General features: G+C 63.3%; 10 protein-coding genes. 4 read left to right on the top strand and 6 right to left on the bottom strand.

Translation table 11 applies throughout. The features are described from left to right. Nucleotides 1-4 precede the first annotated feature (4 nt). From J2X15_RS13800 to J2X15_RS13775, 6 genes are all read right to left on the bottom strand, one after another. Complete coding sequence (locus tag J2X15_RS13800; protein ID WP_310343809.1) at nt 5-1,015, bottom strand: zinc-binding alcohol dehydrogenase family protein; 1,011 nt, start codon at nt 1,013-1,015, stop codon at nt 5-7. 16 nt (nt 1,016-1,031) lie between these two features. Further along, complete coding sequence (locus J2X15_RS13795; protein ID WP_310343807.1) at nt 1,032-2,039, bottom strand: aldo/keto reductase; 1,008 nt, start codon at nt 2,037-2,039, stop codon at nt 1,032-1,034. 50 nt (nt 2,040-2,089) lie between these two features. Continuing rightward, a complete protein-coding gene (locus tag J2X15_RS13790) occupies nt 2,090-3,034 on the bottom strand; it encodes an ABC transporter substrate-binding protein (protein ID WP_310343805.1) in 945 nt (314 codons plus the stop codon). 65 nt (nt 3,035-3,099) lie between these two features. Beyond that, nucleotides 3,100-4,083, bottom strand: coding sequence for an ABC transporter permease (locus J2X15_RS13785; protein ID WP_310343802.1), 984 nt, complete (start codon nt 4,081-4,083; stop codon nt 3,100-3,102). 33 nt (nt 4,084-4,116) lie between these two features. Further along, nucleotides 4,117-5,667 carry a sugar ABC transporter ATP-binding protein gene (locus tag J2X15_RS13780; protein ID WP_310343800.1) on the bottom strand — a complete coding sequence of 517 codons (1,551 nt, stop codon included), beginning with the start codon at nt 5,665-5,667 and terminating at the stop codon, nt 4,117-4,119. A gap of 241 nt (nt 5,668-5,908) precedes the next feature. Next, nucleotides 5,909-6,619 (bottom strand): FadR/GntR family transcriptional regulator, encoded by a 711-nt coding sequence (locus tag J2X15_RS13775; protein WP_310343798.1) that lies wholly within the window; start codon nt 6,617-6,619, stop codon nt 5,909-5,911. A 126-nt stretch (nt 6,620-6,745) separates the two neighbouring features. On the opposite strand from J2X15_RS13775, the gene J2X15_RS13770 reads away from it, so the two are divergent. The 4 genes from J2X15_RS13770 (at nt 6,746) to J2X15_RS13755 (ending at nt 11,649) form a co-directional block, all read left to right on the top strand. Continuing rightward, nucleotides 6,746-8,275: a UxaA family hydrolase gene (locus J2X15_RS13770; protein WP_310343796.1), complete on the top strand. Its 1,530-nt coding sequence runs from the start codon at nt 6,746-6,748 to the stop codon at nt 8,273-8,275. Beyond that, the gene (locus tag J2X15_RS13765; protein WP_310343795.1) at nt 8,272-9,240 is read left to right on the top strand and encodes a sugar kinase; all 969 of its coding nucleotides are present in this window, start codon (nt 8,272-8,274) and stop codon (nt 9,238-9,240) included. Before J2X15_RS13770 ends, J2X15_RS13765 begins: the two co-directional genes overlap by 4 nt. 71 nt (nt 9,241-9,311) lie before the next feature. Then, on the top strand, nt 9,312-10,256 hold the full coding sequence (locus J2X15_RS13760; protein WP_310343792.1) for a LysR family transcriptional regulator: 945 nt from the start codon (nt 9,312-9,314) through the stop codon (nt 10,254-10,256). Between the two features lie 127 nt (nt 10,257-10,383). Continuing rightward, nucleotides 10,384-11,649 carry an ABC transporter substrate-binding protein gene (locus tag J2X15_RS13755; protein WP_310343790.1) on the top strand — a complete coding sequence of 422 codons (1,266 nt, stop codon included), beginning with the start codon at nt 10,384-10,386 and terminating at the stop codon, nt 11,647-11,649. Nucleotides 11,650-11,663: the final 14 nt, after the last annotated feature.

Here is an 11,663-nt window from a genome sequence, read left to right as displayed (position 1 = left end):
CCCCTCAACATTCGACCAGGGCCTTGACCACGCCCTGCGTGGGGTCCAGCAGCATGGCGAATTTGGCGGGCACGTCGGCTAGCGGCATCCGATGGGTGTTGAGCGCCGCGGTGGGAATCTGGCCCGCGCGCATGGCGTCCAGCACGGTCTCAAAGTCTTCCATGGTGGCATTGCGACTGCCCAGCAGCGTGGCCTCGCGTTTGTGGAACTCGGGGTCGGAAAACGTGATGCTGTCGCGCACCACGGACACCATCACATACTTGCCGCCATGGGCAATGAACTGGAAGCCCCGCTCCATAGCCCGGGCGTTGCCGGTGGCATCAAAAACGACATCGTAAAAATCGCCCTCGGTCAATGCGCGCAGCTCCTCCAGATCGTTGTCGCCGATCAGCACCCCCGCATGCGCGCCCAGATGTTGTTTGCAAAACTCCACCCGCTCTGGCCGGGTGTCCAGCGCCGTGACTTGACCGCCCCGCAGGCTCGCAAACAGCAGGGCCGCCATGCCGATCGGGCCCGTGCCCACCACCAGCACACGCTGGCCGGGCTGCACGTCAGCGCGGCGTACAGCGTGGGCGCCTATGGCCAGAAACTCCACCATGGCCGCCTGGTCCAGTGACACGCCTTCGGCCTTGCGTACAAACTGTGCGGGCACGCTGAGGTATTCGGTGAAAGCGCCGTCACGGTGCACGCCCAGTACCTGGATGTTGACGCAGCAATTGGTCTTGCCCTGGCGGCATGCCACACACGTTCCACACGACAGGTAGGGCATGACGAAGACGGTGTCGCCGTGTTGCAGCGGGCTACCTGCGGGTGCTTGCTCCACAGTGCCCGCAATCTCGTGGCCCATGACGCGCGGATAGGCGAGGTAGGGTTGGTTGCCGGTGAAGATGTGCAGGTCGGTGCCGCACACGCCGACACGGCGAATGCGTAGCAGTACCTCGTCCTCGGCGCGAGTGGGTGCGGCGCCTTCGATGGCGCGCAGTACGCCGGGGGTTTCGCAGATGACAGTCAGCATAGGGGTCCTTGGGAAATTACAAAGGCAGGGGAGACGCGGGGTGGACCAGCCCACGGTCACGCAGCGCATGCCACAGGGCAGCAGGAATGGGTTGCTCCAGCCAGGCGACGTTCTGCTGCAGCTGAGCGGCAGTGCGGATGCCGGTCACGCAGCTCACCACCGCGGGGTGGGCCAACGGAAACTGCAATGCCGCGGCCTGCAAAGGCACGTCGAATTCTTTACAAACCTGCGTGAGGGCTTGCACACGGGCCATCACGGCGGGTGGTGCAGCGACGTAGTTGAACTTGGTGTTGCCAGCCAGTACGCCGGAATTGAACGGACCCGCCGCTACGATGGCATTGCCGCGACGCAGGCATTCATCCAGGCAGGGGCTCAGGCTCTCCTGCTCCAGCAGGGTGTAGCGGCCGGCCAGCATGGTGCAGTCCAGATCGAACTCCCGCATGCTGTCCATCACCACCTGCCATTCGTTCACACCCAGGCCTATGGCCCGCGTCATTCCGCTGCGGCGCAGTTCGTCCAGCGCGCGAAAACCACCGCCCTGTGTTAGCTGCTGCCAGTAGAGCAGGTGCGCGTCGCCGTGGGTGTCACGGCCAATGTCGTGCACATAGAGGATGTCGATATGGGCCAGTCCCAGGCGCTGCTGGCTGTCCTCGAAAGAGCGCATCACGCCGCTGTAGCTGTAGTCGTAGTGCGGACGAAAAGGATACGGGTTGGCCCAGCCGTCATCGTCGGGGGCCACGCTGGCGTCAGGGCGCAGCAGGCGGCCCACCTTGGTGCTGATCACATATTCGTGGCGCGGGCAGTCGGCGAGCTGGGCACCCAGCCGGTGCTCGGAGCGGGTGTAGCCGTAGTAGGGTGCGGTATCAAAGTAGCGCACGCCCGCAGCCCAGGCGCTGGCGAAGACGTCCTCCACTTCGCGGGCACTGGTGGCGCGGTACAGGCCGCCCATTTGCGAGCAGCCCAGGCCCAGGGCGGTCAGCCGCAGGTCCACGCGGGGGAGGGTTTTGGAATCCGTGGTGTGCATATGCCCATCCCCCGGCAGCCAGTGCCGGAGGTGTCCTTGGCTTGGGTGGATTAGTAGAGAACGTTCTTGGCAGCGGGGGTGTCGATGTTCTTTTTGTTGACCATCAGCACACCGGTGTCGCGGAAGGCGGGCACTTTCTTGCCAGCCACGATTTCCGCTACCGTCTTCACGCCCAGGTTGCCCATCTCGAAGGCGCTTTGCACGGCGATGGCTTCGATCGTGCCGTCTTTCACGAAGCCTTGCAGGTCCGAGTTACCGTCAAAACCGATGGCCACGACTTTGCCCGCCTTACCGGCTTGGGCCAATGCGCGACCCATGCCAATGGCGGTGGGTTCGTTGGCACCAAAGATGCCCTTGAGGTCAGGGTTGGCAGCCAGCACGTCGGTGGTTTGGTTCAGCGCCGTGCCCATTTGCGAGTTGGAATAGAAGGGGCCGACGATCTGCAGCTTGGAGTGCTTCTTGATGTAGTCGGTGAAGCCGCCCACGCGCCCGATTTCGGAGCCCGAACCCGCGGTGTACGACATGATGGCGATCTTGCCGGTGGTACCGATCTTGTCGATCAATGTCTTGGCCGACATTTCGCCGGCAGTCTTGTTGTCGGTGGCCAGGAAGGACTGGTAGTAGGCCTTGCCTGCGTCGGATGCGGCCGAGTCAATCAGCACGACCGGGATCTTGGCTTCCCAGGCTTTTTTGATCGCGGGGATCAGCGCATCGGGGTCGGAGGGCGCAAGCACAATGCCGGCCACTTTGCGGTTGATGGCGTTTTCCACCAGTGCCACTTGGCCTGCCAGGTCGGTGTCAGAGGCTGCGCCCTGGAAGGTGGCGGTGTAGCCCTTGAGGCCGCCCACGGCGCTATCAGATCCCTTTTTGACGTTTTGCCAGAAGTCCGAGTTGGCGGTTTTCACGATCACGGCAATTTCTTTGTCGGCGGCAGCGGCCATCGACGATGCGACCACCAGGGTGGAGGCAATCAGGGTGTGAACAATTTTTTTCATTTCTTTCCTCTTGGGTGGTTGTGGAGGTTGTCTCTCGAAGTCCCGGTAAGCCCTGCCGGTAGGGATCACTTGCGATGGCGCATCTGGTCGATCCATACGGCCAGCAGAATGACGACGCCAATCAGAATTTGTTGGGTGAAGGCGGACACGCCGCTCATGTTCAAACCATTGCGCAGGATGCCGATCACGAATGCGCCAATGACGGTGCCCGAGACCGTACCCACGCCGCCGGTGAGCGAGGTGCCACCTATCACCGCGGCGGCGATGGCATCGAGTTCGTACATCAGGCCCTCGCTGGGCTGGGCGGTGACCAGACGTGACATCAGCACGCAGCCGGTCAGGCCGGCCAGCAGGCCGGACAGGACATAGGCAAACAGCGTCACGCCATTGACGTTCACGCCCGAGAGCCGGGCGGCTTCGAGGTTGGAGCCGATGGCGTACAGGTGGCGCCCCAGCGTGGCGCGGTTGAGCAGGATGGAGGCGGCCAGCGCCAGCACCACCATGAGCACCACGGGGTAGGGAATGCCGACAAAGACCACATCGGGGAAGCCGTCTGCACCGATATTGACGATGCGCCACAAAGCGCCGTTGCCCAGTTCCGCAAAGCTGTCGCCCAGCCCGCCAATGGCGCGGGCATCGGTGATTTGCAAGGCTACGCCACGTGCCACCAACATCATGCCCAGCGTGGCAATGAAGGGGGGCAGCTTGAGAACGGTCACACACAGGCCGTTGATGAGTCCGCACAGGCCGCCGACCAAGAGGCCAGCGAGCATGCCCAGCGGCACGGGCGCTCCCGCCTTCACCAGCATGGCGGCCACCACGCCGGCCAGCGCCAGGATGGCACCGACCGAGAGGTCAATGCCGCCAGTGATGATCACGCAGGTCGCCGCGATGCCGAGGTAGGCAATGGAGGTGACCTGGAGCGCCACCGTCATGCCATTGCCCACGCTGAAGAAGGCATTGCTGGTGACAGAGAAGATGGCGACAAGCCCCAGCAGGCTGGCCAACGCTGCAAATTTTTGAAACAGGTCTTTTTGTTGTTCGGTCATGGTGTGGTTCGGGGAAAAGTGGGCTTGGTGGGCTCAGCTGGCAGAGGGCACGCTGCGGCCGGAGGCGTAGTGCATGACTTCCTCCTGGGTGGTTTCGCGGGTGGGGCGGATGGTGACCAGCCGGCCTTCATGGAAGACCGCGACACGGTCGGTCATGCCCATGATTTCGGGCAGTTCAGAGCTGATCATCACGACGCCAATGCCCTGGCCTGCGAGCTGGTCCAGCAGCTGGTAGATCGCGTACTTGGCGCCCACGTCAATGCCGCGTGTCGGCTCGTCGAAGAACAGCACGCGCGATTCGCGGAACAGCCATTTGCTGATGACCAACTTCTGCTGATTGCCGCCCGATAGCAGGCGCACGATCTGGCTGCTGCTGGGCGTGCGGATGTCGAGTGCGCCGATGTAGTGGCGTGCGGCATCCTGCTCTTTGGCAAACTGAATCATGCCCGCGCGATTGGACACGGCGTCCATGTGGGCCAGCGTGATGTTCTGTGCCACCGTCATCTTCAATGCCAGTCCGTCGTGCTTGCGGTCTTCGGACAGGTAAGCCAAACCGTGCCGCACCGCGTCGCGCGGCGAGCGGATCGCGAGCATCTCTTCGCCAAGAAACACCTGGCCGGCGTCAATGGGATCTGCACCGAATATGGCGCGGGCTACTTCCGTGCGACCCGCGCCCATGAGTCCCGCAAAGCCCAGAATCTCGCCACGTCGCAGCTCAAAGTTCACGTCGTGAAACACGCCTTGGCGCGTCAGGCCCTGCACGCGCAAGAGCACCTCTGCGGTGGGCACAGATGTCCTTTTGGGGAATACATCGTCCAGCGAACGCCCCACCATCTTGGCCACGATTTGTTCCACACTGGTGTCGGCTAGGTGTTCGGTGGACACATAGCGCCCGTCGCGCAAGACCGTGACGCGGTCTACGATGAGTGCCAGTTCGTCCAGCCGGTGGGAGATGTAGACAATGCCCACGCCCGCACGTTTGAGCTCGTGGATGATGGCGAACAGCTTTTCGGTCTCCGACTCTGTGAGGGAGGAGGTCGGCTCATCCATGATGAGAACCTGGGCGTTGAGTGACAGGGCCTTGGCGATCTCCACCATCTGCTGCTGGGCCACCGACAGGGTTTTGACCAGTGCGTCCGGCGCAATGTCCAGCCCCAGCCGGTCCAGGCATTGCTGGGCATTGCGGCGCAAGGCAGCGCGGTCGATGAGCCAGCCCTTACGGGGTTCGCGTGCCAAGAAGATGTTTTCAGCCACTGAGAGGTGGGGCACCAGGTTCAGCTCCTGGTGGATGATGGCAATGCCCACAGCTTCGGATTCGGCGGTGGACTGGAACTGGCAAATCTCACCGCGGTAGTGCAAGGCCCCTGCGTCGGGCTGGTATTGGCCACTGATGACCTTCATCAGCGTGGACTTGCCCGCACCGTTTTCGCCGCACACGGCATGCACCTCGCCGCGTCGTACCTCAAAGCTCACACCGTCCAGTGCCAGCACTCCGGGGAAGCGCTTCGTGATGCCCTCCAGGCGCAGCAACACGGTGGCAGCGGCAGCGGGGCTGGGCGCGTCGGGATGGACGGGGGCGGACACGGATGGCAGCAATGCAAACTCCTGTGGGGGCAGTCGAAGACGGCGAGACAGGAGGTGTTTGACCCTTGCAAATTGGTAAGGCCACCTGACGCGACGGAGCGTATTTGGCCTTACCACAATGGGTGTGAATACTAGTATTTACCCGTGGTTTTAGCTCAAAAGAAGGGCAAATGGGCGTAAAAAAAGCCTGCGCTAGGGCGCAGGCCTGACCACTTTGGGGTGTGGCTGTGTGTTTAGTAGCTCAGGACCATTCGCGGCGGGTGTTCTCTACCCAGCGCTGCTCTGAGGCTTGCAGATGCATGCGAATGGCGGTTTGCGCAGCCAGTACATCGCGGTTCTCCAGGGCGCGCAGGATGGCTTCGTGCTCCTGGAGCGCGGTGGCCCAGGTCTGGCCGGATTCAGAGTGCGCACTCAGGCGCGCAGCAATGGGGCTGTGGCGCTCGTCAAACAGCTCGCCCACCAGCCGCTCCAGCACCGCGTTGCCGGTCATGGCGGCGATGGTCTGGTGAAACTGGCGGTCAAACACCAGGGGTGAGCGGTTCTGCGCCATGGCGGCCAGCATGTTGTCCAGGATTTGGCGCAGGGCCTGCAGTGCTTCAGGGGTCGCTTTGGCGCAGGCCTGCAACACAACGGTACCTTCGATGGCGGCGCGGGCCTGCATGAGTTCGATCGGGCTTTCGCCCATGGTGGCCAGGGTTTGGGGTTTGCGTTGGGCCACGCTACACACGTACACGCCGGCGCCCATGCGCACTTCCACGCTGCCCTCAATCTCCAGCGCAATCAAGGCTTCGCGCACCGAGGGCCGCGAGACACCCAGCTGCTGGGCCAGGTCACGCTCGGGGGGGAGGCGTGCGCCGGGGGCGTAGTTGCCCTTGTCAATGAAGGCGCGTATCTGGTCGGCAATTTGTTGGTACAGCCGACGGTTGTCAACCTGTTTGAGTTGGTCCAGCATGAGTCCTCCGCGTGCCCGCAGTTTACGCGACGGTCAGGCTTCCTACACATTCATAGCCCTAACGGGTAAGGCCAATACTGATTTTGCTACACTGGCCTTACCAATTTATGCCACTTGAGGCCTTCCATGCCCCCCTCCATCCCCTTGCTGATCCAGTTGAGTGACCTTGACAACGTAGGCGTGGCCCGCAGCCCGCTGGCGGCCGGACAGCGTGTGGACGTGGGAGATGGCGCGGTGGTGGCACGCGATGCCATTGCGGCTGGCCACAAGCTGGCGCTGCGGTCCATAGCCGCGGGCGAGCGTGTGCTGAAGTACGGCCAGACCATTGGCCTCGCCACGCGCGACATCGCCGCGGGCGAGCACGTCCACATGCACAACGTGGCCATGGTGGCCTCGCAGGCCGAGCATGGTGCGGGCAGTGCCTACACCCCTGTGGTGCCCAGCGGCGAGCCGGTCACCTTCCAGGGCATCGTGCGGGCCGATGGGCGCGTGGCCACGCGCAACTACCTGGGCGTGGTGTCCAGCGTGAACTGCTCGGCCACGGTGTGCCAGCGCATCGCCCAGCATTTCACGCCCGAGGTGCTGCGCGCGTTTCCGAATGTGGATGGTGTGGTGGCTATTACCCACGGCCAGGGCTGCGGCATGGCTGGTAGTGGTGAGAGCATGGACGTGCTGCGCCGCACGCTGCGTGGCTATGCGGACCAACCCAACTTTGCTGGCGTGCTGGTCATGGGGCTGGGCTGCGAGGTGAACCAGGTAGCCGGTCTGGTGCAGGGCCTGCCTGAGCGCGCACCGGGACTGTTTGCCACGCTGAAGATCCAAGATGCGGGCGGCACGCGCGAAGCCATAGCGGCTGGCATTGCCGCGCTGGAACAGATGCTGCCTATTGCCAACCGCGCCTCGCGCGTGCCGGTCAGCGCCCGGCACCTGACCGTGGGTCTGCAGTGTGGCGGGTCAGATGGCTATTCGGGTATCAGTGCCAACCCGGTGCTGGGCGCGGCGGTGGACCTGCTGGTGCGCCAGGGCGGCACAGCCATCCTGTCGGAAACGCCGGAGATCTATGGCGCGGAACACCTGCTGATCGCGCGTGCGGCCTCGCAGGCGGTGGCCGACCAGCTCATGGCGCGGCTACAGTGGTGGGAGGGCTACACGCAAACCCATGGCGCAGACATGAACAACAACCCGTCCCCCGGCAACAAGGCTGGGGGCATCACCACCATTCTCGAAAAATCGTTGGGTGCTGTGGCCAAGGCGGGCAGCACCGGGCTCATGGCGGTGTACGAATACGCCCAGCCCGTGCGGGCGCAGGGCCTGGTGTTCATGGACACACCAGGCTACGACCCGGTGTCGGCCACCGGCCAGGTGGCGGGCGGCGCCAACCTTATTTGCTTCACCACCGGGCGTGGCTCGACCTACGGCTGCAAACCCACGCCCTCGCTCAAGCTGGCCACGCACACCGCGCTGTTTGAGCGCATGCGGCTGGACATGGACTTTGATGCCGGCACCGTGGTCGAGGGCACGCAAACCATTGCGCAGGCCGGGCAACAGTTGTTCGCGCTCATGCTGGCCACAGCCTCTGGCCAGCCTACCTGCAGCGAGAACAACGGCCTGGGCGACAACGAGTTTGTGCCCTGGCAACTCGGGGCCGTGATGTGAGTGCGCCCCATGTAGTGACCGTGGGCGAGGCCATGGCCTTGCTGGTGGCGCAAACGCCGGGCCCGCTGGCGGCCGTGGAACACTTCAGCCGCACCAGTGCGGGCGCCGAGCTGAACGTGGCCACGGGCCTGGCCCGCCTGGGCTGGCGCGTGGGCTACATCAGCCGCATGGGGCAAGACCCGTTGGGCGACTACCTGCTGGCCACGCTGGACCGCGAAGGCATAGACCGTCGCCATGTGAAGGTGGACGCCCAGCACCCCACGGGCCTCATGCTCAAGTCGTGCGAGCCCGAGGGGCAGGACCCGCAGATTGCCTACTTCCGCAAAGGCTCGGCGGCCAGCCACCTGGGGCTGGAAGATGCGCCGTCCGAGGGACTGCAGGGCGTGCGCTGGCTGCACCTCACCGGTATTAGTGTGGCGCTGTCCGACAGCGTGCGTGCGCTGGTACAGGCCCTGGTGCAGCAGGCACGTGCTGCGGGCACGGCCGTGTCGTTTGACCCGAATTTGCGGCCACGTCTGTGGTCCTCGCAAACCGCGATGGTGTCGGGCCTCAATGCCTGGGCCGCCCAGGCCGATCTGGTGATGCCGGGTTTGTCCGAAGGACAGCTGCTGACCGGACAGACCACGCCGCCAGACATTGCCAGCTGGTACCTGGACCGGGGTGTCAAGCAAGTCGTCATCAAGCTGGGCCCGCACGGCGCATATGTGGCCGATGCCGCAGGGCGCGCCACGGTGCCGGGTTTTCAGGTGCCACGTGTGGTGGACACGGTGGGCGCTGGTGACGGTTTCGCAGTGGGTGTACTGAGTGCGCTGCTGGACGGCCAGAGCCTGGCCGACGCGGCGCTGCGCGGCAACGCCATTGGTGCGCGTGTGGTGCAGTTTGTGGGCGATAGCGAAGGCCTGCCGAATCCGGCGCAGCTGGCCCAGGCCTTGCAAGCGCCACGACGCAGTCCCGACGGCGCTTAGCCGCGCTGGGGTTCACGGCGCTTGCCACTATATTGGCGAGCTGCACGTGCATAACCAACCCTGCGAACCCCATGAACCTGCGTTTTGTAGAAGCCTTTTACTGGGTCGCTGCGCTCAAGAGCATCACCCTGGCGGCGGAAAAGCTGTTCCTGACCCAATCGGCCATGTCCAGCCGGATTGCCACACTGGAGGATGAATTGGGCGTGCTGCTGCTGGACCGTAGCGGCAAACAGTTTCGGTTGACGGCCGCCGGCACCCGGTTCCTGGTGTTCTCCGAAAAATTGCTGGCCCTGCAGCGTGACGCCAAGGCTGAGATGGGCGCGGGCACCGTGACGGCAGTGGCCCTGCGGATTGGGGCCATTGAATCGGTGCTGCACTCCTGGCTGATTCCCTGGCTGGAGAAGATGCGGGCGGATCACCCGGGCCTGGAGCTGGAACTGACCGTGGAAACCACGCCCATCCTGACCGACCAGATCCAGCGCGGGGCTCTGGACATGGTGTTTGCTGCACTGCCCGCATCGGACGATGGCGTCCGAAATCACACGCTGCCGCCCATGGAAATGGTGTTTGTGGGCAACCCGGCGCTGCATAAAAAGAAAAATTACCGCCTCGAAGAGCTGGCCGACATGGAGTTATTGACCTTCCAAAAGGGCTCGCAACCCCATGTCACGCTGCAGGACCTGTTCCGTCAGCACCGGTTGGAACCCAAAAAGGTGCACGCCATCTCCTCCATCTCAGCCATGGTCCAGCTAGTGCAGGGGGGCTTTGGTGTGGCCTTGTTACCGCGTATTGCGGTGCAACGGCTGGCGGGGTATGCCAAGCTCAAGGTGCTCTCGTGCGACACGCCACTCAAGGCCTTGCCCATCTATTTGAGTTACCGCACCGACCCCACAATTTCGACCGTGGAGCTGCTCGTGAAGTCGGCCGTAGTCTTCGCCGGCGGCAAACCGCTGGGGTCGTCAGGCACCAAAAAGGGCAGCAGGGGCGTGGCCAAAACAAACAAAAATGGTGCATAAGGGTTAACGCTTAACATCGAAAAATTCGATGGCTTAAGCGAAAAATTTTTCGTTTGATGCAGTGGCGAGCACCCGCCACACTCCGCCCCATGTCATCTCATCGTCATGTTTTACCAGGAGTGTTGGAATGAAACGATCCATGAAAGTCCGCTTGGCGGCAGTGTTGCTGGGCGCAGGCATCAGCATGGGCGCGCAGGCGCAGCAAGAGGTCAAGATCGGGGTGCTGTACCCGCTGACTGGGCCCGGCGCGGCCGTCGGTGCCGAGCTGCGCAGCGCGCTGGAGCTGGCCGCTGACATCATCAACAACGGCGCACCCGGCGTGCCCGAGCTGCCGCTGTCGGCTGGCAAAGGCTTGCCGAACTTGAAGGGTGCCAAGATCAAGCTGGTGTTTGCCGACCACCAGGCCAACCCGCAGACTGGCGCATCGGAAGCCGAGCGCCTGATCACCCAGGAAAAAGTGGTGGCCCTGGTCGGTGCCTACAACAGCGCCGTAACCGCCACGGCCAGCCAGATTGCCGAGCGCGCTGGTGTGCCCTTTCTGAACCCTGAGTCCTCGTCCGCATCGTTGACGCAGCGCAACTTCAAGTGGTTTTTCCGCACCACGCCGCATGACGACCTGTTTGTGCACAACGCCTTTGAGTTCCTGAAGGAGCTGGAAGCCAAGAAGGGCATCAAGCCCGCTGTGGTGGCCTCGCTCAACGAGAACGGCCTGTGGGGCACCGAAACCACCAAGCTGCAAACCAAGCTGGCACCGGAATACAAGCTCAACATCGCCAAGCAGGTGATGTACCCGGCCAAGACCACGCAGCTGACCTCTGAGGTGCAAACCCTGAAGGCCGCCAACCCCAACCTGGTGCTGCAGTCGTCTTACACGGCCGACGCCATCCTCTCGATCAAGACCTACAAGGAACTGGGCTTCCTGCCCGACATGATTCTGGCCAACAACGCGGGCTTCACCGACACTGATTTCGTCAAGACCCTGGGCAAGGACGCGGACTACGTCATCACCCGTGAAGTCTGGGCGCTGGACCTCGCCTCGCGCAACCCGCTCATCAAGCAGGTGAACGACCTGTTCAACAGCCGCTACAAGATCAACTTCACCGGCAACTCCTCACGCACCTTCACCGGGCTGATGGTGATGGCCGATGCGATCAACCGTGCCGGTTCCACCGAGCCTGAAGCGATCCGCCAGGCCCTGGTCGCTACCGACATGCCGGGCAACAAACTCATCATGCCCTGGAAGGGGGTGAAGTTCGATGCCACCGGCCAGAACACCCTGGGCCAGGGCATCCTGACGCAGATCATCGATGGCAAGTACCACACGGTATGGCCGTTCAACCTGGCATCGCGCGAGGTGGTATGGCCCATGCCCAAGTGGGACCAGCGCAAGTAAGCGTGCAACTGGCG

The organism is Rhodoferax saidenbachensis (assembly GCF_031457975.1).
Taxonomy (GTDB): domain Bacteria; phylum Pseudomonadota; class Gammaproteobacteria; order Burkholderiales; family Burkholderiaceae_C; genus Allorhodoferax; species Allorhodoferax saidenbachensis_A.
This window is presented reverse-complemented; position numbering and strand designations above follow the sequence as displayed.